This window comes from Pseudonocardia sp. P1, from assembly GCF_000178675.2.
In the GTDB taxonomy this organism is placed as follows: Bacteria; Actinomycetota; Actinomycetes; order Mycobacteriales; family Pseudonocardiaceae; genus Pseudonocardia.
Genome location: NZ_ADUJ02000001.1, coordinates 1,770,174 through 1,791,241, shown reverse-complemented (window position 1 = coordinate 1,791,241; position 21,068 = coordinate 1,770,174). Strand labels below are relative to the sequence as shown.

Here is a 21,068-nt window from a genome sequence, read left to right as displayed (position 1 = left end):
AGACCGTGCCGTCGGGGCATGGTCAAGGACGGGGACCCCACCGGATGGTGACGTGGGTCACTCCTGGGTGACGGCGAGCAGCTCCAGCGCGGTGTCGATCTCCTGTCGCAGCGCGGCGGCCCGTTCGGCCGCGGCGGTGCCGTCGCCGGTGTCCCGCGCGAGCCAGCGGTCCAGTGCCACACGCAGTGCGGCCAGCGCCATCGCCGCCAGGACGTCCGGGACGGACGAACCCGCCGATCCGGACCGGTCGACGCCCAGCCGGTCGGCGATCGCGGCCGCCAGCGCCTCCTCCTGCTCGTGCAGCACCGTCATCTGGCGGGCGAGCAGCGACGGGGCGCGCCGGACCAGCCGCAGCGCGGCGAGATGGTCACGCCCGAGCACGTCGTCGCGGTCGATCACCGCGAGCGCGGCCTCCCGCACCGCGACCGGCACCGGCTCCGCCGTCGGCCGGTGGCGGAACTCGGTGATCAGCTCGGCGGCGCGGACCCGGACGGCGTCGAGGACCGCGTCCTCCTTGTGCGGGAAGTGGTTGAAGAACGTGCGCAGCGAGACGTCCGCCTCCTGCGCGATCCGCTCGACCGTCACGTCCTCGATGCCGTCGCGCACCGCGAGGCGGACGGCGGCGGCACGGACGGCCTCCCGGGTGGCGAGCTTCTTGCGCTCGCGCAGTCCCGGCGTCGTGTCCGTGCCACCGTCCACCGCTGCCCCCTCGTGGTCGTGCCGCAGGATAGTGCCGCCGGTCAGCCCCACGTGACGGGGAGCGAGTGCACCCCGAAGATCAGCATCTCGTTGCGCAGCGGGACCTCGTCGGGTGTGACGGCCAGGCGCAGGCCGGGCAACCGGGCGAACAGCTCGGTGAAACCGACCTTCATCTCCACCCGCGCGAGCTGGGACCCGATGCACTGGTGGACGCCGTGCCCGAAGGCCAGGTGCCCGACGCGGCCCCGCGAGACGTCCAGCGCGTCGGCGGCGTCGACCTGCCGCCCGTCGCGGTTCACCTCCGGGATCCCGATGATCACCGTCGCCCCGGCGGGGACCTCGGTGTCGCCGACGGTCACGGTCTCGGTCGCGATCCGCGTGACGCCGAGCTGGATGATGCTCAGGTAGCGCAGCAGCTCCTCGACGGCGTCGTCGATCCGGTCCGGGTGCGTGCGCAGGAACTCCTGCTGCTCGGGGTGCTGCAGCAGCGCGTAGGTGCCGAGCGCGAGCATGTTGGCGGTGGTCTCGTGGCCGGCGCCGAGCAGGACGAGCGCGATGTCGACGAGCTGGTTGTCGGGCAGCGGCGGGTCGGCGTCGTGGACGAGCCCGGACAGGAGGTCGTCGCCGGGGTGCTCCCGCTTGTGGGTGATGAGCCCGGTGAGGAACGCGTAGAGCTCGCCGAGGGCGCGGGCCCGTTCGGCGTCCGAGGAGTTCGCGTTCAGGCCGACGCTGGTGTTCTCCTGGAAGGTCGCGCGGTCGGCGTAGTCGACGCCGAGCAGCTCGCAGATCATCTGTGACGGCAGCGGGAGCGCGTAGGCCGGGACCAGGTCGGCGCCGGGACCGTCGGCGATCATCGCGTCGATGTGCGTGGCCGCGATCTCGGTCATCCGCGTCTCGAGTGCCCGCATGCGCCGCACGGTGAACTGGCCCTGCAGCAGCCGCCGGATCCGGGTGTGCTCCGGCGGGTCCATGAAGATGAACATGCCGTCGTTGCGGTCGACGTCGGCCGGGCGGACGGGTTCGCCGCGTGCGGCCGCGGCGGCGAGCTCGGCGACCTCGTGCGGCTGGAGCGCGGTCGCGTCGGAGTAGCGGACCCGGTCCGAGCTGAACCGCGGGTCGGCCAGGACCTGGCGGGCCTCCTCGAACCCGGTGACGAGGAACGCCCGGGCGCCGTTGCGCAGGTCGACGGTCTGGACCGCGCCCCCGCCGCGCCGGGCGGCGAGACCGGGCGCGGGATCGAACGGGCAGCGCGGGCTGCGCTCGAGCAGGTCCTCGGGGACGAGGCTGCGCATCGCGGTCGCGGACTCCGTGGGGGCGGTGCTGTCGCCGGGTGCCATCGGTGCTCCTCGGGGCGTCGTGGTGGGACGCCTCGACGCTAGCAAGTTCGTTGCACGTCATGCAGCGTTGCGCGTAGTGCAGCGAGCCGAGCCGTGTGGCCGGTGTCACCTCGTCCTGATCTTGAGTGTGCCGCAGCGTCACGCGGTCTCCTGAGGACACACCGCATCACCGGCCCGCCGTGGGAGGACACCGCATGACCACCGGTCCCGGAGACGTCGGACGCCCGTCACCGCTGGTGGCAGCGCTGCGGACCGGGCAGCTGCCCCGCTTCGCGACGGCACCGGTGGGCGCGATCGCCGGTGCCGTCGCCGTCGTCCACCTGGTGCTGGCCGCCGTGCCCCGCCGGTGGTTCGACGAGGACCTCATGCTGGCCATCGGCCGTCACCACCTCGCGTGGGGTTCCGTCGACCAGCCGCCGCTGACCCCGCTGCTCGCCCGTCTCGCCGACACCGTCGCCCCGGGGTCGCAGGTCGTGCTCGCCGTGCCGGCGGTCGTGGCGACCGCGGGCACGGTGTTGCTGACGGCGCTGCTCGCCCGGGAGCTCGGCGGGGACCGCCGCGCCCAGACGCTGGCCGCGCTCGGCCCCGGGACCGGGGTGGCCGCCGCCCAGTTCGGACACTGGCTGACCCCGTACACGCTGGAGCCCGCGCTGTGGGCGGTGATCTTCTGGCTGCTGCTGCGCTGGGTCAGGACCCGCGACCCGCGGCTGCTCCTGGCCCTCGGGCCCGTCGCCGGGATCGCCGCGATGACCCGGTTCCAGGTGATGGCGCTCGGGGTCGCCGTCGTCGTCGCGGTCGTGCCGGCCGGGCCGCGGGCGCTGCTGCGCACGCCCGCCTTCTGGGCGGGGGCGGTGATCGCGCTGCTCGTCGCGGCCCCGACCCTGGTGTGGCAGGCGGCGAACGGCTGGCCCCAGCTCGCCATGGCCGGAGCGGTCTCGGACGAGAACACGCTGATCTACGGCGGACCGCTCGTCGTCGCGCTGCACGGCCTGGCCGTCGTCGGGCCGGTGACGCTCGGGCTGGCCGCGTGTGGGCTGGCCGGGTTGTGGCGGGACCCGCGGTGGCGTGACCACCGGTTCCTCGGGGTGGCGTTCGTGCTGCTCGCCGTCGCGGTCGTCGTGAGCTCGGGGCGGCACTACTACCTGCTCCCGGCCTACCCGGTGCTCGCCGCGATCGGCGCGGTGACGCTCCAGCACCGGCGGGAGGCCGGCCGGACGCGGGCCGCCTGGCCCGCCGTCACGCTCGGGGTGGTGCTGGCCGCGGGGGCGCTGGCGTCGTCGGTGGTGCTGGCGTCCCCGCGTTTCGCCGACGCGATGGTGGCGGAGACCGCCCGGGCCTATCGCGAGCTGCCGCCCGGGGAACGGGGGCGCACCGCGCTCGGTGCGAGCCCCTACGTCTACGCGACCTACCTCGACGCGGCCCCGCCGGAGCTCGGGCTGCCACCCGCGGCCGGCACCAACCGGGCGTACGGCTGGTTCGCGCCGCCGCCCGAGCACCAGGACCGGATGCTGCTCGTCGGGGACCCGGAGCGGTTCCGGCCGTGGTTCACCGGTGCCCGCCCGGTGGCGACGGCCGCGGCGGCGACCCCGCTCGGGACCTACGGCGGCCTGGTGCCCGAGTCGACGACGATCTGGCTGCTGGACGGCCGGACGGCGCCGTGGTCCGAGATCTGGTCAGCGACCCGGGACCTGCACGTCAGCCCGGCTGCCCCGGCTGCTCCGCCTCCGCGCTGAACAGCGTGTGGACGCGCACGAGGACGTCGATCTGGGCGTCGTTGTAGAGGTCCTTCATCGCCCGCCCGACCGTCTTCTCGACGAAGCGCGGGTGGTGCGGGGCGCCCGTGTCCGGCTCCCCGAGGCCCGGGTGCTGCTCGTAGATCGCGCGGACGAACGGCAGCATCCGCTCGGCGATGTCCTGGCGGGTCGCCTCGTCGGCGTCGTCGGGGAGCTCCTCGAAGGCGCCGTCCACCGGGTCCGGCGGCTGGTTCCGGAGCATGTCGGCGTAGGCCCGCATCCGGTCCGGGCCGAGCACCCGGGACATCACGACGGTCATGGACCGGTCGGTCTCGGACATCTCGAGGTTCGCGGTGCCGGCGAACTCGGGCGGGAGATCGGTCGGCGTGGACTCCTGCAGGATCGTCGCGAGCTCGACGCGGGCGCGCTGGAGCCGCTCGATCGTCGCGGCGAGCTCCGCGTCGAGGGTGCGCAGGGCCTCCTCGGGGTGGTCGTCCTCGTCGCCCATCGCGGAGATCTGGGCCAGTGAGAAGCCGAGGTCGGTGAGGCGTTTGATCCGCAGGACGCGGACGAGGTGGCGGACTCCGTACTGCTTGTAGCCGTTGGACCGGCGTTCGGGCTCCTCCAGGAGCCCGACCTCGTGGTAGTGCCGTACCGCGCGCAGGCTGGTGCCGGCGAGCTCGGCGATCTCTCGGGTACTCCAGGCCACGGCCGTCCCCTCGTCGTCTGTGGGGTACCAGTTCACACCGTGACGTGGCGGCATGGTCACGTCCGGGCGCCCGGTCGGGCGCGACAGTGACGTGCCTCACTGGTTCCCGAGCTTGAGTGTGCCGTCACGGCCGGGTGTCTCGTCGGTTCCGACGCCACGAGAGAGGACCCGAACGATGACCCAGCTCGTCGACGCCGACTACGCCCGTGCCGAGCAGATGCTCGCCCCGTACCGGGCTCGGCGCGTTCCCGGGAGCACGGTGCAGCCCCAGTGGCTGCCGGGAGGCGCGCAGTTCTCGTACCAGGTCGGCCGGCGTCACGTCGTGGTCGACCCGGCCGCGGGGACCCGGCGCGAGGCGTTCGACCACGTGCGGCTCGCCGCCGCGCTGTCGGTCGCGTCCGGGACGGCGGTCGAGGCCGGCACCCTGCCGATCACCTCGGTGGAACTCGACACCGGCGGCGACGTCCTCGGCGACCCCGTGCGGTTCACCGCGTTCGGGTCGAGGTGGGAGTGGTCGGACACCGCCGGCACCTGCACGCGCGTCGAGGGCGACGAGCCGCCGGCGCCGCACGAGGTCGTCTCGCCGGACAAGGCGTGGGTCGCGTTCCGCCGCGACGGCGACATCGTCGTCCGCTCGCGCGAGAGCGGCGAGGAGATCGCCCTCACCGACGACGCCGAGCCGGACCACGACTACGGCGCCATGCCCGACGCGCCGGGCTCGCGGGCGCTGCTGCGCGGGCTCGGCATCGAGGCGGGAGCGGTGGTGACCTGGTCGCCGGACTCGGCCCGCCTGATCACGCACCGGCTCGACCAGCGCGGGCTGCCCGAGCAGGTCCTCGTCGAGTCGTCCCCGCCCGGCGGCGGCCGGCCGGTCGAGCACCGCTCGCGCTACCCGATGCCCGGCGACGAGGCGCAGCCGCTGATGTCCTGGGCGGTCCTCGACGTCGCCGCGCGCAGCGTCGTGCACCAGCAGGGCGATCCCGAGCAGATCGTGCACCCGGTGGCGACGATCCACCGCTGGTGGTCCGGCGAGAAGGGCGACGTGGTGCACGTGCTCCACCAGTCGCGCGACGCCCGCACCCTGGAACTGCGCCGCCTCGACCCCGACACCGGTGAGCTCACCACCCTGGTCGGCGAGACGGGGGAGACCCGGATCGACCCGGCGCCGCAGCTGGGCGAGACACCGATGGTCCACGTGCTGGACTCCGGCGAGATCCTCTGGTGGTCCCAGCGCGACGGCTGGGGTCACCTCTACCTCTACGACGCCGACGGCACGCAGGCCGCCCGGGTGACGAGCGGGCCGTGGGTCGTGCGCCGGGTGCTGTGGGTCGACCAGGAGCACCGGCAGGTGTGGTTCGTGGCCACCGGCCTCGTCGACGGCGACCCGTACGTCCGGCAGATCTGCCGGATCGGCCTCGACGGCACCGGCTTCACCCGGCTGACCGACGACGACCTCGACCACGACGCGGTCAGCCCGCCCGAGGGCGGCCACATCGTCGACCGCGCCTCCAGCCCCGCCCTCCCGCCGCGCTCGCGGCTCCTCGACCGGGAGGGGCAGGTGCTCGTCGAGCTCGAGGCACCCGGCACCGCGGAGCTCGAGGCGCTCGGCTGGACCGCCCCGGAGCGGTTCCGGGCCACCGCCGCCGACGGCCGCACCCCGGTGTACGGGCTGCTGTGGCGTCCGCACGGGTTCGACCCCACCCGCCGCTACCCGGTCGTCGACCACATCTACCCCGGACCGCAGGTCCACCGGGCCGGGCCCTCCTTCGACGTGCCCCACCACGGGGAACCGGAGGCACTGGCCGCGCTCGGGTTCGCGGTCGTCGCCGTCGACGGGCGCGGCACCGCGGGCCGCGACAAGGCCTTCCACGACCACTCCTACGGCAACCTCGGCGGTGCCGGGGCGCTGGAGGACCACGTCGCCGCGATCCGCGAGCTCGGGCACCGCCACCCCTGGCTCGACACCGGCCGCGTCGGGATCACCGGGCACTCCGGAGGTGGGTTCGCCACGGCGCGGGCCCTGCTCGCGTACCCGGAGTTCTACTCGGTCGGCGTCGCGGTGGCGGGCAACCACGACAACGGCGTCTACATCCCGATGTGGCCCGAGCAGTACCACGGCGACATCGACGACGAGGCCCGGACGGCGATCTCGAACGTCCCGCTCGCCGCGAACCTGCAGGGAAAGCTGCTGCTCGTGCACGGCGAGCTCGACGACAACGTGCTCCCGGCGCAGACGCTCCGCCTGGTCGACGCGCTGATCACCGCGGACAAGGACGTCGACATGCTGATCGTCCCCGGTGCCGAGCACGCGTTGCTGTTCCGGATGCACCACGTCCTGCGGCGGACCTGGGACTACCTCGTCCGCCACCTGCACGGCACGGAGCCGCCCGGGTACCGCCTCGCGCCGCTGCCGCTGCCGATTCCCGGCGCCTAGGAGTCGTGACCCGCCGGGCCGGACCTCGCGGTCACCGCTGTTCCTTGAGGTCCCGCGCCTTGACACCGAACAGCAGCACGAGGATCGCCAGGACGACGATGCCCGCGCTGATCTGCAGGCCGAGCGCGAGGCTCCCGGTCGCGGCCTGGATGAACCCCAGCAGGGAGGGGGAAGCGGCGGCCGCGAACGAGCCCATCGAGGTCACGATCGCGATGCCGGTCGCGGCGGCACGGTCGGACAGGTAGATCGACGGGATCGAGTAGAAGACGGTGAGTCCGGAGTAGTGCGCCGCCGCGAGCACGGCGAGCAACAGGACCACCACCAGGACGCTGCCGTGGGAGAACGACAGTGCCAGCATCGCCGCGGCGGCCAGGATCCAGCTCCCCGCGGCGTGCCAGCGGCGCTCCAGGGTGCGGTCGGAGTGCCTCCCCACGACGAGCATCACCACGATCCCGACCAGGGGCGGGACGGCGGAGAACAGGCCGAGGTCCAGCACGTCGCCCACTCCTGCGTCGGCGATGATCCGCGGGGTCCAGAAGGACACGGCGTTCGCCAGGGTGTAGGCGCCACAGGCGCAGATCCCCAGGATCCAGACCTTGGGGTCGCGCAGGGCGGTGCGCAGGCCCGCGTGCGCGGTCCGGCCGCCGTCACCACCCTTGCGGCGCTGGTCGTCGTCGAGGTCGGCGCGCACGGCCGCCTTCTGGGCAGGGGTCAGCCACCGTGCCTGCTCCGGCTCGTCGACGAGGCAGAACGCGACGACCAGGGCGAGCAGGATCGGCGGGATGCCCTCGATCAGGAACAGCCACTGCCAGTCGGCGAGGCCGGCGACCCCGCCGAAGGCGTGCATGATCCCGCCCGACACCAGTGACCCGACGACGCCGGACACCGGGACGCCGATGAAGAAGATCGCCGTCATCCGGGTGCGGCGGGCGGAGGGGAACCAGCGCGAGAGGTAGAACAGCGCCCCGGGGAAGAACCCGGCCTCGGCCACCCCGAGCAGGAAGCGGGCGAGGTAGAACGTGATCTCGTCGCGCACGAACATCGTCGCGACGGTGACCACGCCCCACGACAGCATGATCCGGATCAGGGTCCTGCGAGCTCCGATCCGAGCCATCAGCGCATTGCTGGGCACCTCGAACAGGATGAAGCCCACGAAGAAGACGGTGACGCCCAGTCCGTAGACGGCGGGCCCGAACCCGAGGTCGCGCTGCAGGCCCTCCTGCGCGATCCCGATGTTGGTGCGGTCGATGAAGCTGACGATGTAGCAGACGACCAGCAGCGGCATGACGCGCAGTGCGATCGCGCGGTAGGTCTTCGCGCGATCCACCGGGCCGGTCTCGGCGCGGTCCTCGCTGCGGGTCACGGGCGGATTCTCGGCCACGACGGCGACTCCTTCGTCATGGGTGGCAGGCCGGCGCGACGGCCGCGGCGGCAGCCGAAGCCTCGGCACAGGTGTTGATTATGTCAACACCTGTGATGCGGCCGATAGGATGCCCGCATGGCGGATCGTCCGGACGGCGGGGAGCTCGTCCCCATCGCGCAGCTGTTGTCCTACCGGCTCTCCCGGACGTCGTCGGCGCTGTCGCGCAGTGCGGCGCTGCGCTACCGGCGGGAGTTCGACGTCAGTCTGGGGGAGTGGCGCGCCATCGCACTGATCGCTGCGGACCCGACGCTGACCCTGAATCGGCTGGCTCGCCGGGCCGGCCTGGACAAGGCGCAGATGAGCCGGGTCGTCGCACGCCTGTCCGAGCGGGGTCTCGTCGACCGTACGGCCGGATCGGGCCGCACCTCCCAGCTCGCGCTGACCGCGGCGGGCACGGAGGTCTACCGGGGACTGATCACGGCGGCGAACGAGCGCGACGCGCAGTTCCTCGCGGCGCTGAGTCCTGACGAGTCCGCCGTGCTGCTGCGGGCGCTCGACCATCTCGCCGAGGTGGCACTGGAGGTCGAACGACGCGAGCGATGCGAGGGCGATCTCACCTAAGTGTTGACGGAATCAACACTTGCCAGGTCTCCTGGGTGCCTCACGAGGAGGTGTCCGATGACCGAGCCGGACGCGGTCACGATCTGCGAGTGCTTCGCCCGCGACGGGCTCCAGCACGAGACGGAGTTCGTACCCACCGCGACCAAGATCGCGCTGCTGGAGCAGTTCGCGGCCGCAGGATTCACCCGCATCGAGGCGACCAGCTACAGCCACCCCGGCCGGGTCCCGGCGTTCGCCGACGCGTCCGAGGTGCTGGCCGGGGTCACCCACCGCCGCGGCGTGGCGTTCAAGGCGACCTGTCCGAACCCGCGCGCCGTCGCGCGTGCGCTCGCCGACCTCGACGCCGGGCACGGCGCCGAGGAGCTGAGCTTTCTCGTCTCGGCCACCGAGTCCCACACCGGCCGCAACCTGCGCACCACCCGCGACGGCCAGTGGGCGAGGGTCGGCGAGATGGCCCGGCTCGCAGCGGGCAGGTTCCGGATCGTCGGGGTCGTCTCGGTCGCCTTCGGCTGCCCGTTCGAAGGAGCCGTCGACCCGGGCCGGGTGGCCGAGGACGTCGCCCGGTTCGTCGACCTGGGCGCCGACGCGGTCACCCTCGGCGACACCACCGGCGTCGCCACCCCCGCTGCGATCACCGAGCTGTTCGGGCGCGTGCACCGCAGCCACCCCGGCCTCCCGGTGATCGCGCACCTGCACAACACCCGGGGCACCGCGATCGCCAACGCCGTCGCGGCACTCGATGCCGGCTGCCGGCACTTCGACAGCGCCCTGGGAGGCGTCGGCGGGCATCCGGCCACCATCGGCTACGGAGCCGGACTGACCGGCAACGTCTGCACCGAGGACCTGGTGAGTCTGTTCGACGCCATGGGTGTCCCGACCGGGCTGGACCTCGACGGCCTGACCGCCGCGTCCGCCGCCTGCGAGCAGGCGCTGGGCCGGCCGCTGCACAGCATGGTCGCCCGCGCCGGTTTCGCCCGGACCACCGTCCCCACCTGATCACGAGGAGCTCTCCGTGACCACCACCGTCCCCGCCACCGGGGTCCTGCTCCGCGACGACCACGGCGCCGTCCGGATCCTCACCCTGAACCGCCCGGACAAACTCAACGCCCTGGACACCGAGCTGACCCGTGGCCTGTGCGACGCGCTCGGCGAGGCCGACCGCGACCCGGCCGTCCGCGCGGTGGTCCTCACCGGTGCCGGCCGCGGGTTCTGCTCCGGCGCCGACCTCGGCGAGTTCTCCGTGCTCACCCCCGACAACCCCGGGCCGGTGCTCGAACGCGCGGCGCTCACCTCGTCGCTGCAGACCCGGATGCAGGAGCTGTCGGTGCCCGTGGTCGCAGCCGTGCGCGGAGTCGCCGTCGGCGGCGGCGCCGGCCTTGCGATCGGCGCCGACATGACCGTCGCCGGCGACGACCTGAGGTTCGGGTACCCGGAGCTGCGCCACTCCATCGTGCCCGCCCTGGTGATGACCGGGCTGGTCCGCCACCTCGGCCGCAAGCTCGCCTTCGAGCTCGTCAGCACCGGCCGGCTGCTCACCGCGGCCGAAGCTGCCGGCTGCGGGCTGGTCAACCGGGTCGTCGCACCCGACGACGTGGTGTCCACGGCGGTGGAGATCGCCGAGGGGTGGGCGGCGGTCGAGCCGAGGGCGATCGCCACGGCGAAGGATCTGTTCTACCGTGTCGCCGACCTCCCCACCGACGCCGCGATGCGCGCCGGACAGGACGTCAACGCACTGATGCGGGGGTTCCGCAGGTGAGCGCACCGCTGGCCGGGATCACGATCCTGGACTTCTCCCGCGTCCTCGCCGCCCCGATGGCCACCCAGGTGCTCGCCGAGCTCGGCGCGACCGTGGTGAAGGTGGAACGCCCTGGCTCCGGAGACGAGACCCGCGGCTTCGAGCCGCGGCTGCCGCACGGGGAGAGCGCCTACTTCTTCGCGTTCAACCGCGGCAAACGATCGATCACCCTCGACCTGAAGGACGAGCGTGGCCGTGATGTCGCACGCCGGCTCGCCGCCGGAGCCGACGTCGTCGTCGAGAACTTCCTGCCCGGCGCGATGGACCGGCTCGGCCTCGGCTACGACGAGCTGTCCGCGGACAACCCGGGCCTGGTCTACGTCTCGACCACCGGGTTCGGCCAGACCGGGCCGGACCGCTCCCGCAAGGGCTACGACACCGTCTTCCAGGCGCTGTCCGGAGTGATGGCGATGACCGGGGAACCCGACGGACCGCCGTCGAAGACCGGGATCCCCGTGGCCGACATGAGCTCCGGGCTGTGGGTCGTGATCGCCGTGCTCACCGGGCTCGCCGGGCGCGGCGCGTCGGGCCGCGGCCGACACCTCGACGTGTCCATGATGGACGTGCAGCTCAGCCTGCACGCACTCAACGCCGCCCGGCTGTTCGCCCTCGACGAGGACCCCATCCGCACCGGCACCGAGCACCCCGGCCGGGTCCCGTCGGCAGCGTTCCAGGCCGGCGACGGCGGCTGGCTGCACATCAGCGCCAGCGACCAGCACTGGGCGCCGCTGTGCACCGTGCTCGGACTCGACGACCTCGCCGACGACCCCGACCTCACCCGCAACGCCGGCCGGGTCGCCCACCGCGACCGGATCATGCGGGCACTGCGTGGCGCGATCGCCCAGCACGACCGCGACCCGCTGGTGAAGGCGCTGCAGACGGTCGACGTCCCGGCCGGCGAGGTCCGGTCGGTGCGCGAGGCGCTGGCCGACCCCCACGTCACCGCCCGCGGTGTCGTCGGCACCTTCACCCACCCCACCGAGGGAGAGTTCCCGGCGCTGCGCACCCCGCTGCGCGACAGTGGCGCCGAGCCCCCGCCGACGGATCCGCCGCCGCTGCTCGGCGCGGACACCGACGCCGTGCTGGCCGGGACGGGACTGTCGGCGACCGACATCGAGGACCTGCGGCGGGCGGGGGTGCTCGGGTGAGCACCCCGCAGCGCATCCGGACGGCCGTCGCGGACGGTGTCGCGACCGTCGAGCTCGCCCGGCCCGAGGCCCGCAACGCCGTCGACCTGCCGATGTGTGAACAGCTGCACGCCGCGTTCGACCAGATCGACGCGGACGACTCCGTGCACGTCGTCCTCGTGACCGCGCAGGGCCCGGTGTTCTGCGCGGGTGCGGACCTCACGGAACGCACAGGGAAGGACGCCTCCTGGATACGGCGCCGCCGGGTCGCCTCCTTCGCCGCCTACGCAGCGATCGAGGCATGCCGGCGTCCGGTCGTCGCCCTCCTGCAGGGAGCGGTGGTCGGTTCCGGCGGCGAGATCACCCTCGCCGCGGACTTCGCCCTCGCCGCCGACGACGTCAGCTTCCGGTTCCCCGAGCCGCACTGGGGCACCGTCGGCGCCACCCAGCGCCTGCAACGCGCGATCGGCAAGCGCCGCGCCAAGGAACTGCTGTTCACCAACCGCAGGATGGCAGGCCCCGAGGCGCTCGAGCTCGGCCTGGTCAGCACGCTGGTCCCGGCCACCGCGCTCGCCTCTGCCGGGCTGGAGACCGCCCGCACCATCGCCGCAGCACCCCCGACGGCGCTCTCGCTGACCAAACGCGCCATCGACCTGGGTGCCGAGACCGACCTCGACCGCGGGATCCGCATCGAGATGGCCGCCATCGAACAGAACCTGGCCACCGGGGACTGGCGCGCCGGCGTCGACCGCTTCACCACGAAGGGACCTCGACCGTGATCGACCTGCGCGCGGCCTGCCCACTGACCGCCCACGAGGCACTCGCCCGGGCCGCGACGACGGCCCCGGACGTCGAGGCCGTCGTCACCACCGAGGAGCGCATCACCTACGCCGCACTCGCCGCCGAGGTGACCGCGATCCGCGCGGCGCTGCTCGCCCGCGGCGTCGGCCACGGCGACCGGGTCGGACTTCTCCTGGGCAACGGACCGCGCTGGGTCGCACTGTTCGTCGCACTCGGCTCGATCGGAGCCGTCACCGTGCCGGTCAACACCCGCTTCACCGCCGACGAGATCCACTACACGCTGTCCCACGCCAGGGTGTCGACACTGGTCACCGCCGACAGGGTCCTGCGGGTCGACCTGCCCGCCCTGCTGCGCGAGACCGGGATCGGCGACGACGGGCGCAGCGCGAGCCTGCCCGAGCTGCGCGAGACCGTCGTGGTCGGGCAGTGGCCGGGCTGGGGCACCCCGTGGGTGGACTACCTCGCCACCGGGGACGGGGCCGAAGACCGGGGACCCACCGCGACGCCCGACGACGTCGTGCTGGTCCAGTACACCTCCGGCACCACGTCCCGCCCCAAGGGCGTCCTGCTCACCCACCGCAGCATGTGTGCCAACGCCTACTTCTCCGGTGCCCGGATGGGCCTGCGCCCCGGCGACCGGTTCCACTCGGCCCGGCCCTTCTTCCACGTCGCGGGGAGCACGCTGTCGGTGCTCTCGGCGATCCAGCACACCACCACCCTGGTCACCATGGCGCGGTTCGAACCGGTCGAGGCCCTGGGCCTGCTGGAATCGGAGCGCTGCACACACTTCTCCGGCAACGACACCATGGCGTTGCTGCTGCTCGACCACCCCGACCGGGACCGCTACACGCTCGCGTTGCGGGGGGCGTGGCTGGCCGCGTCGTCGACGGTGATCCGGCGGGTGATCGACGAGCTCGGTGCCCGCGAGGCCGTCGCCGGCTACGGCCAGTCCGAGGCCTCCCCGAACGTCGCCCAGTCCGCGTGGTGGGAACCCGAGCAGATCCGGGCGAGCGCAGCCATGGCCCCGCAACCCGGCGTCGAGGTCCGCATCCGCGGCACCGACGACGGCCGCCTGTGTGCGCCCGGAGAGAACGGGACGATCCTCGTGCGCGGCTGGAACCTCATGCAGGGCTACCTCGACGACCCCGCGAAGACCGCCGAGACGATCGACGCCGACGGGTGGCTCGACACCGGTGATCTGGGGATGCTCGACAGCAGCGGTCGGCTGCACTTCGCCGGCCGGACCAAGGACATCATCCGGGTCGGCGGCGAGAACGTGGCACCCGCCGACGTCGAGGACACGCTGCACCGCCACCCGGCCGTGCGCCAGGCCGCCGTCGTCGGGGTACCCGACGCCCGCCTGGTCGAGGTGCCGTTCGCGTTCGTCGTGCTGACCACGCCGGGCGCGGCGAGCGAGACCGAGATCCTCGACTGGGCGCGCGGCCGGATGGCCGGATTCAAGCTGCCCAGACACCTGCGGATCGTCGACGGCTTCGACCACATCGGCATGACGGCCAGCTCGAAGATCCAGAAGAACAAGCTCGCCACCCACGCGCGCGCCCTGCTCGAGCAGGTGGAGGCATGATCACGACCAGGATCACCGAGCTGCTCGGCACCGACGTGCCGGTGGTCCAGGCCGGGATGTCGTGGGTGTCGTCGTCGTCCGCGCTGCCCCTGGCGGTGAGCAACGCGGGCGGACTCGGCGTCGTCGCCGCCGGCCCGATGCGGCTGCCGGACCTGGAACGCACCCTCGACGAGATGGCCGCGGGCACCGACCGGCCCTGGGCGGTGAACCTCCCGCTCTATCGCCAGGGTGTCGACGACGTTCTCGCCCTGCTCGAACGCCGGCCACCGCCGGTACTCATCGCCTCCCAGGGCGGACCGAGACGCTACCTCGACCGGTTCCAGGCCCTCGGCACCCGCTGCCTCCACGTCGTGGCCGGAGCCGAGCACGCCCGCAAGGCCGCCGACGCCGGCGTCGACGGGCTGGTAGTCGTCGGGGCCGAGGCAGGCGGGCACCCGCCCCCCGCGCTCGTGACGACGATGGTGCTGGTCCGCGCCGTCGCGACCGCCGTCCCGGACATCCCGGTCGTCGCCTCCGGTGGGATCGCCGACGGCGCCGGACTCGCCGCGGTCCTGGCACTCGGCGCCGACGGTGCACAGTTCGGCACCCGCTTCCTGCTCAGCGCCGAGGCGTCGGTGCACCCCGACTACCAGGACGCCGTGCTCACGGCGGAGGTCGACGGCACCCGCACCGTCGGGCACGGACTCGGCGTGATCCGCGCCGTGCGCAACGACTTCACCGACCGGATGACCGCACTCGAGCAGGCCGGGGAGAGCGTCGAGGCACGCCGCTCACCGTTCGGCGTGGCCACCCTCCGCGACGCCGCCGTGCACGGCGACGTCCGCGGCGGCAAGGTCGAGGCGGGCCAGTCCGCCGGACTCCTCCACGACGTGCGCCCGGCGGCGGAACTCGTCGCCCGCATCGTGACCGAGTACGGATCCGCCGTCGGGCGGCTTCCCGCCACGACTGCCTGACCGCCGGCGGTGCCGCCGATGCGCAGTGGTCCGGATCACACGGATCCGGACTGGAGTGTGCCGCACCGGCACGCCGTCTCCTGGTGTCGCAGCAGGACCGACACCACCGGAGAGGGAGCGACGCATGGGACGGCCGCACAGGACCGCACGGCCGACGGGGGTGACCCCGCGGCTCAGCCCTTCGGTCTGGTTCGCCTCGTACGGACTGTCCCTGCTCGGCAAGGGCGTCGCGAGCGTCGTGCTCCCGCTGCTGGTGCTCGACCGCACCGGCGACGTCCTCGCCGCCGGCATCCTCGCGACCGTGTCGACGGCGGCGTCGGCGGCTACCGGGATCGTGTCCGGGCTGCTCGTCGACCGCACCGACCGGCGGGTGGTGTCGGTCGTCTCCGACCTGCTCGCGGCCCTGTCGCTGGCCGCCCTGCCTGTCGTCGACCTGCTGTGGGGCCTGGACATGGCCTGGTTCCTCGCCCTCGGGGTCGTCGGGGCGGTGATCCGGGTGCCCGGGATGACGGCGCAGGAGACGATCCTGCCGGTCCTCGCGCGGCTCGGCGGCACGCAGCCCGGCCGGCTGGACCGGCTGATCGCGACCCGGGAGACCGTCGGCAACGTCCTGCTGCTGGCCGGGCCCGGGCTGGGCGGGCTGCTCGTCGGGGTGCTCGGGCTGTCGCCGGCGCTGCTGCTGACGACGGCCGCGACCAGCCTGCTGGCCGCGGGCGCGACGCTGGTCCTCGATCCGCGGACCGGCGCCGTCGCACCGCGGGAGCTCGCCGCGGGGGAGCGGTCCACCGTGACCGGTGCGGTGCGCCGCGCGGTCGCCGACCTCGCGCTGTCCTGGCGGTTCCTGGGCAGCAACCGGCTCCTGCTCGGCGCCACCCTGATCGGTGCGGTCTTCGTCGCCGTCCTGGCGACCCTGCAGAGCACGCTGATGCCCGCCTACTTCACCGCCGAGCAGCTCCCCGAGCTGACCGGGCTCACGCTCAGCGCGATCGCCGCGGGCAGCATCGCCGGGGCCGCGCTGTACGCCGCGTCCGCCGGGCGGGTCCGCAGGCGGACCTGGTTCGTGATCGGGATGACCGGGACCCTGGCCGGGTTCGCCGCCGTCGGCAGCATGGCCTCGCCGTGGCTGGTGCTCGGTGGCGCGGCACTGGTCGGGCTCACCAACGCCCCGGCGTCGGCGGTGCTCGGGGTGCTGACCGTCGAGGCCACCCCGGACGCCCTGCGCGGCCGGGTGCTGGGCGCGCAGAACACCGTCATGCTCGCCGCACCCGCACTGACCAGCGCCCCGCTCGCGGCGGTCGCCACCGGCGCCGGTCTCCCGGCGGCGGGGGCGGTACTCGCCGTCCTCGCCGGGGGGACGGCGGTCGCGGCGCTGCTCGCACCGGCGTTCCGGAACCTCGACGGCCCGGCGGTGCCGCACGTCGCGCCGGAGCCCCCGGCACCGGTCGGGGTGGTCGGCGCGGGGCCGAGCACCGTCGACGTCGCACCGGCGCGGCGGGTCTCCCGGGAGTGACCCGGGCCCGGGCGTGGGAGCCGGCTCCGGTCAGGCCGGGACCTGCTCGTCCAGCCAGTCGAGGATCCGCTCGCCGCGCAGCCCCTGGCCGACCGGCTCGCAGTGCCCGTCGGCGCCCTCCTCCGCGGTGAAGTGCACGACGGTGACCGGGCAGGTGAGGGCCGCGGCCAGCCGGGCGGGCTGGCCGGGCCAGAACGACTCGTCCTCCGGGTCGGTGATCAGGATCGGGCCGCGGATCGCGGACAGCTCGTCCGGGCCGAGCACGTAGGCGCGCGCCGCGGTGAAGAAGTCGAACGGCGAGTCGACGCCGTAGGGCCGCATCCGCCAGCGCAAGGTCCGCCGGGTGTCGGGGGAGAACCGCATCGCCAGGTCCATGTCCCGGTCGAACCGTTCGCGGTCGCCACGGTCGAGGAGCTTCCGCAGGAAGCCCGGCAGCTGGCTCAGCATCGCCGCCGAGACGTCGACGACCCCCGGATCGGCGACGACCGCGGCGAACCGGTGCTCGAACGCGACGGCCCGCGGCACCCAGTAGCCGCCCTGGCTGATGCCCGTCACCGCGAGCCGGTCGCCGTCCACGTCGGGGCGCCCGAGGAGATGGTCGACGACCGGGGTGAGCACGTGCTCCCAGTCCGGCCGGAACGGCAGGTGCTGCCGGACGAGTGCGGCGTTCTGACCGGGGCCGTCGAACGTCGCGACGTTCCAGCCACGCTCCAGCGCCGGCGCCACGGCGCGGGCCCAGCTCCCGGCGACCGACCCGTCGCTGCCGTTGTTGTAGACCAGGGTCCGGGCGGGCCGTCCCGCGCCGCGGGAGAAGAAGTACCCGGGCAGCGTGGTGTCCTCGTACGGGATCGTGATCCGCTCGGCGACGATGTCGCCGAGCGCGGCGGTGTGGTCGACGAAGGCGTCCCACGCGTCGCGGTGGCGTTCCCACAGGCGCGCGAAGGCGGGATCGGGTGCCGTGTCGGCCGCCTCGGAGTAGTAGCTCGACGCCCGCAGCCGGCGTGCCGCCGCCGACCGGAGGTGGTCGCCGGTCTCGGCGTCGCGGGCCAGCTCGGTCAGCCGGTCCGCCGTCGCCGTCCACTGCGCGGTCCAGGCGCCCGCGTCGCCGTCCGGGATCCGGGCGACCGTGCTGAGGACCTCGCCGATGTCGGTGCTGCGGTGGAACGCGCCGCCGAGCAGCCCCCGCACCGCGAAGTCCATCTCCTGGTCCTTGAAGAAGTGGTGCACGGCGGAGCTCCGATCGGTCATCGGACGGCCGGGGCCGGCGTCGTCGCCCGCCGAGCCTGCACCGGCCCGGTCCAACGCCGGTCCAACGCCGGCCCCGCCGGGTGTGTCCGTGCCGGTCAGCAGCGTGGCGTGCAGGGCGCGCAGCTCGGGGCCCGGTTCCAGCCCGAGCTCGGCGACGAGCACCCCGCGGGCCCGGGCGTAGGTGTCCAGCGCGTCGGCGCGGCGGCCGCCGTCGCGCAGCGCGACCATCCGGTGCGCCCACAGTCGCTCGCGCAGCGGGTGCTCCGCGAGCGCCGTCTCGACCTCGACGAGCGCCCGCTCCCGGGCCCCGGTCGCGAGCAGCGCCCCGATGAGGGTCTCCCGGGCCTGGGCGTGCAGCTCCTCCAGCCGCGCGACGGCGGGCGCCGCCCACGGCTCGTCGGCGGCGCCGCCGTACGGCCGGCCGCGCCATCCCGCCAGCGCCTCCTCGGTCCGGCGCAGCGCCCGCGTCGCGGCCCCCGCCGCGAGCAGCCCCGTCGCGTCGGCGACGAGCCGCTCGAAACGCAGCGAGTCGACCTGGTCGATGCTCGCGACGAGCCGGTAGCCACCCGCGTCGCGCCGCAGCGCGGCCGACGGCTGCCCGGGCCGCCGCGCCGGTTCGAGCACCTTCCGCAGCCGGTGGACGTGCGAGTCCAGGGTGGAGGCGGAGCGGTGGACGCCGCCGGCGCCCCACATCGCCTCGCACAGCGCCGCGGGGGAGACCCGGCGGCCGGCGTGGACGAGCAGCAGGGCGAGTGCCGCCTCCAGCCGGCCGCCGCCGACCGGCCGGGTCCGGCCGTCGTGCCCGACCAGTAGCGAGCCGAGGTCGTGGAACCGCGGCGCGGACCGTGGGGCGCCGGTGTCGATCGCTGTCATCCCGGCCACCTCCGCCGTGTTCGCGGGAGGGGCTCGCGGAGCGGGTGCCGCCCGCTAGGGCGGTGTGAGCGTGGTCACACAGTGGTCCCGTCCGATGGCCGGTCCGCCGACGCCGCCCGGGAGGTGGCCGCCGCCTCGGAGTCCGAGGTCTCGTAGAGGTCCCTGCGGAACCGCTCCTTGATCGTCACGACCGACACGAACGTCACGACCGCGCAGCCCACGATGTAGGCCGACACCGACCACGATCCGCCGGACGCGGCGAGCAGGGCGGTCATGATGAAGGGCGCGAGCCCCCCGGCGAAGACCGAGGCGAACTGGTAGCCGAGCGAGGCGCCGGAGTAGCGCACGTCGGCCGGGAACATCTCGGCGTACAGGGTGGCCTGCGGGCCGTACATCGTCGCGTGGATCGTGAACGCGACCAGCAGGCCGACGAAGACCAGCGGGACCGAGCCGGTGTCGATCAGCCAGAACAGCGGGAAGGCGAACAGCCCCATCAGGACGGTGCCGATCAGGTAGAGCTTCCGGCGCGATCCCATCCGGTCGGTGAGCCCGCCGAAGAACGGCATGCTGACGACCTGGGTGAGTCCGGCGATCATGACGCACCAGAGGATCGAGGTCCGGGACATCCCGACGTTGCTCGTCGCGTAGCTGAGCACCCCGCTGATCAGGATGTAGAAGGTCGCGTTCACGACGAAGAACGCACCGGCGGCCTGCAGGATCTGCACACCGTGCCGCCGGACGGCCTCCACCAGGGGCGCCTTGCGCAGCCCGGCGTCGCGCCGGGACTCCGCGGACTGCTGCTGCATCCGCCGGAACACCGGGGTGTCCTCGATCTTCATCTGCACGTAGGCGCCGATCGCTACCAGGGCGAGCCCGGACAGGAACGGGATCCGCCAGCCCCAGGCCGCGAACTGCTCGTCGGTGAGCGTCGAGGACAGCACCAGGAAGAACAGGTTCCCGGCGACCGCGCCGGCGATCGCGCCGGTCTGGACCAGGCTGCCGTAGAACCCGCGCCGCTCCACCGGTGCGTGCTCGGTCAGCAGCAGCGCCGCTCCACCCCACTGGGCGCCGACGCCGAGGCCCTGGACCAGCCGGGCGACGACCAGCAGGACCGGGGCCCAGATGCCGATCGTCGCGTAGCCGGGCAGCACGCCGATCGCGAACGTCGCCGCCCCCATCAGGAGCATCGACGCGACCAGCGGGGGCTTGCGCCCGAACCGGTCGCCGACGTGGCCGGCGATGATGCCGCCCAGCGGCCGGGCGACGAACCCGACGGCGAAGGTCGCGAAGGACGCCAGCGTCCCGGCGACCGGGCTCACCGACGGGAAGAACAGCGGGCCGAACACCAGGGCGGCGGCCGTGGCGTAGATGAGGAAGTCGAACCACTCGAGCGCGGTCGCGAACACCGCGGCCGTCGCGAGCCTGCCCATCCTCGCCGGCGGTACGTGCTTCTGCTTCATGCGGTTCCCCTCCGGGCCGCGTCGGTGCGGCCGAACAGGGCCGGGCGCGGGGGCGGCTCGGCGGGTACGAACGATCGTTCGCGAAAGCTACCGAGCCGACCCGTCGGGGGCAAGGGGCGGGTTCGGGCCCTCAGTGCGGGAGCGGGCCTTCCAGCAGGGCGACGGCGTAGCGGGCGTACTGCTCGGCCAGCTGGCCGCGGCTCAGCGGCCCGTCCGGCCGGTACCAGGCCGCGATCGCGCCGACGGTGCTGAGGATCGCGCGGGTGGCGTCGTCGGCGTAGGGCGTGCGGAAGCTCCCGTCGCCGGAGCCCTGGGCGACGATCCGGCCGACGATCGCCTGGGTCGCGTCCCGGTCGACGACGAGCTCGGCGCGGTCGCCGGGATCGAGGTAGCGGACCTCGTTGGTCGAGACGAGCATCGCGACCTGGTGGTCGACGACGAACCCGACGTAGGCGCGCACGGCCTCGCGCAGGCGGGACGGGGCGTCGTCACCGGCGTGGGCGACGGCCTCGGCGACCCGTCGCTGCAGCTCGTCGTTGGCGTGCCGCAGGACCGCGGCGAGCAGCTTGGACTTCGACGGGAAGTAGTTGTAGAGGTTCGACAGGCTGGTCTCCGCGCCCTTGGAGACGTCGCGCATCGAGGCGCCGTTGAAGCCCTTGAGGCCGAAGGCCTGCAGGGCCGCGTTGAGGATCGCCGCCTCGTTCCGGCGGCCGGTGTCGGCGACCAGGGCCGCGGAACGGGCGTTCATGTCGCCCAGCGTAGACCACCGGGCCCGCCGGGTCCGGCGTGCTTGACCGGGCGGATCGGCGCGGTCTAGCGT

Annotated in this window: 17 protein-coding genes; 10 read left to right on the top strand and 7 right to left on the bottom strand. The window is 73.8% G+C overall.

The window, feature by feature from the left end; translation table 11 throughout:
• Positions 1-57: 57 nt before the first annotated feature.
• The gene (locus tag PP1_RS07805; protein WP_075315010.1) at positions 58-699 is read right to left on the bottom strand and encodes a TetR/AcrR family transcriptional regulator; all 642 of its coding nucleotides are present in this window, start codon (positions 697-699) and stop codon (positions 58-60) included.
• A 41-nt stretch (positions 700-740) separates the two neighbouring features.
• Positions 741-2,036 carry a cytochrome P450 gene (locus PP1_RS07800; protein ID WP_010226984.1) on the bottom strand — a complete coding sequence of 432 codons (1,296 nt, stop codon included), beginning with the start codon at positions 2,034-2,036 and terminating at the stop codon, positions 741-743.
• A gap of 194 nt (positions 2,037-2,230) precedes the next feature.
• Here PP1_RS07800 and PP1_RS07795 point away from each other — a divergent pair, with 194 nt between their 5' ends.
• On the top strand, positions 2,231-3,769 hold the full coding sequence (locus PP1_RS07795; RefSeq protein WP_010226983.1) for an ArnT family glycosyltransferase: 1,539 nt from the start codon (positions 2,231-2,233) through the stop codon (positions 3,767-3,769).
• Here PP1_RS07795 and PP1_RS07790 read toward each other — a convergent pair.
• A complete protein-coding gene (locus PP1_RS07790; protein WP_033199067.1) occupies positions 3,732-4,478 on the bottom strand; it encodes a MerR family transcriptional regulator in 747 nt (248 codons plus the stop codon). The genes PP1_RS07795 and PP1_RS07790 overlap by 38 nt on opposite strands.
• Before the next feature lie 175 nt (positions 4,479-4,653).
• On the opposite strand from PP1_RS07790, the gene PP1_RS07785 reads away from it, so the two are divergent.
• Positions 4,654-6,912 (top strand): S9 family peptidase, encoded by a 2,259-nt coding sequence (locus tag PP1_RS07785; RefSeq protein WP_010226980.1) that lies wholly within the window; start codon positions 4,654-4,656, stop codon positions 6,910-6,912.
• A gap of 31 nt (positions 6,913-6,943) precedes the next feature.
• Here PP1_RS07785 and PP1_RS07780 read toward each other — a convergent pair whose 3' ends face one another.
• Entirely contained in the window at positions 6,944-8,293 is a 1,350-nt protein-coding gene (locus PP1_RS07780) for an MFS transporter (protein ID WP_010226979.1), read from the bottom strand.
• A 117-nt stretch (positions 8,294-8,410) separates the two neighbouring features.
• On the opposite strand from PP1_RS07780, the gene PP1_RS07775 reads away from it, so the two are divergent.
• From PP1_RS07775 to PP1_RS07740, 8 genes are all read left to right on the top strand, one after another.
• Positions 8,411-8,896, top strand: a complete 486-nt coding sequence (locus PP1_RS07775) for a MarR family winged helix-turn-helix transcriptional regulator (protein WP_010226978.1) — start codon at positions 8,411-8,413, stop codon at positions 8,894-8,896.
• A 57-nt stretch (positions 8,897-8,953) separates the two neighbouring features.
• Positions 8,954-9,892 carry a hydroxymethylglutaryl-CoA lyase gene (locus PP1_RS07770; RefSeq protein WP_010226977.1) on the top strand — a complete coding sequence of 313 codons (939 nt, stop codon included), beginning with the start codon at positions 8,954-8,956 and terminating at the stop codon, positions 9,890-9,892.
• 16 nt (positions 9,893-9,908) lie between these two features.
• A complete protein-coding gene (locus PP1_RS07765; protein ID WP_010226975.1) occupies positions 9,909-10,652 on the top strand; it encodes an enoyl-CoA hydratase/isomerase family protein in 744 nt (247 codons plus the stop codon).
• Complete coding sequence (locus PP1_RS07760; RefSeq protein WP_010226973.1) at positions 10,649-11,839, top strand: CaiB/BaiF CoA transferase family protein; 1,191 nt, start codon at positions 10,649-10,651, stop codon at positions 11,837-11,839. Before PP1_RS07765 ends, PP1_RS07760 begins: the two co-directional genes overlap by 4 nt.
• A complete protein-coding gene (locus tag PP1_RS07755) occupies positions 11,836-12,597 on the top strand; it encodes an enoyl-CoA hydratase/isomerase family protein (RefSeq protein ID WP_010226972.1) in 762 nt (253 codons plus the stop codon). Before PP1_RS07760 ends, PP1_RS07755 begins: the two co-directional genes overlap by 4 nt.
• Positions 12,594-14,204, top strand: coding sequence for an AMP-binding protein (locus PP1_RS07750; RefSeq protein WP_010226970.1), 1,611 nt, complete (start codon positions 12,594-12,596; stop codon positions 14,202-14,204). The genes PP1_RS07755 and PP1_RS07750 overlap by 4 nt, the downstream gene beginning before the upstream one ends.
• Positions 14,201-15,157, top strand: a complete 957-nt coding sequence (locus tag PP1_RS07745) for an NAD(P)H-dependent flavin oxidoreductase (protein ID WP_010226968.1) — start codon at positions 14,201-14,203, stop codon at positions 15,155-15,157. Before PP1_RS07750 ends, PP1_RS07745 begins: the two co-directional genes overlap by 4 nt.
• A gap of 124 nt (positions 15,158-15,281) precedes the next feature.
• Positions 15,282-16,667, top strand: a complete 1,386-nt coding sequence (locus PP1_RS07740; RefSeq protein ID WP_083697068.1) for an MFS transporter — start codon at positions 15,282-15,284, stop codon at positions 16,665-16,667.
• 30 nt (positions 16,668-16,697) lie between these two features.
• On the opposite strand, the gene PP1_RS07735 is transcribed toward PP1_RS07740, so the two are convergent.
• From PP1_RS07735 to PP1_RS07725, 3 genes are all read right to left on the bottom strand, one after another.
• Positions 16,698-18,788: a BTAD domain-containing putative transcriptional regulator gene (locus tag PP1_RS07735; RefSeq protein WP_083697069.1), complete on the bottom strand. Its 2,091-nt coding sequence runs from the start codon at positions 18,786-18,788 to the stop codon at positions 16,698-16,700.
• 74 nt (positions 18,789-18,862) lie between these two features.
• Positions 18,863-20,248 (bottom strand): MFS transporter, encoded by a 1,386-nt coding sequence (locus PP1_RS07730; protein WP_010234470.1) that lies wholly within the window; start codon positions 20,246-20,248, stop codon positions 18,863-18,865.
• A gap of 130 nt (positions 20,249-20,378) precedes the next feature.
• A complete protein-coding gene (locus PP1_RS07725) occupies positions 20,379-20,996 on the bottom strand; it encodes a TetR/AcrR family transcriptional regulator (protein WP_010234467.1) in 618 nt (205 codons plus the stop codon).
• Positions 20,997-21,068: the final 72 nt, after the last annotated feature.

Coding starts and splice junctions, on each gene's coding strand:
- PP1_RS07800 (WP_010226984.1), bottom strand. CDS start 2,036: ATGGCACCCGGCGACAGCACCGCCCCCACGGAGTCCGCGACCGCGATG.
- PP1_RS07795 (WP_010226983.1), top strand. CDS start 2,231: ATGACCACCGGTCCCGGAGACGTCGGACGCCCGTCACCGCTGGTGGCA.
- PP1_RS07785 (WP_010226980.1), top strand. CDS start 4,654: ATGACCCAGCTCGTCGACGCCGACTACGCCCGTGCCGAGCAGATGCTC.
- PP1_RS07775 (WP_010226978.1), top strand. CDS start 8,411: ATGGCGGATCGTCCGGACGGCGGGGAGCTCGTCCCCATCGCGCAGCTG.
- PP1_RS07770 (WP_010226977.1), top strand. CDS start 8,954: ATGACCGAGCCGGACGCGGTCACGATCTGCGAGTGCTTCGCCCGCGAC.
- PP1_RS07745 (WP_010226968.1), top strand. CDS start 14,201: ATGATCACGACCAGGATCACCGAGCTGCTCGGCACCGACGTGCCGGTG.
- PP1_RS07740 (WP_083697068.1), top strand. CDS start 15,282: ATGGGACGGCCGCACAGGACCGCACGGCCGACGGGGGTGACCCCGCGG.
- PP1_RS07735 (WP_083697069.1), bottom strand. CDS start 18,788: ATGACAGCGATCGACACCGGCGCCCCACGGTCCGCGCCGCGGTTCCAC.
- PP1_RS07730 (WP_010234470.1), bottom strand. CDS start 20,248: ATGAAGCAGAAGCACGTACCGCCGGCGAGGATGGGCAGGCTCGCGACG.
- PP1_RS07725 (WP_010234467.1), bottom strand. CDS start 20,996: ATGAACGCCCGTTCCGCGGCCCTGGTCGCCGACACCGGCCGCCGGAAC.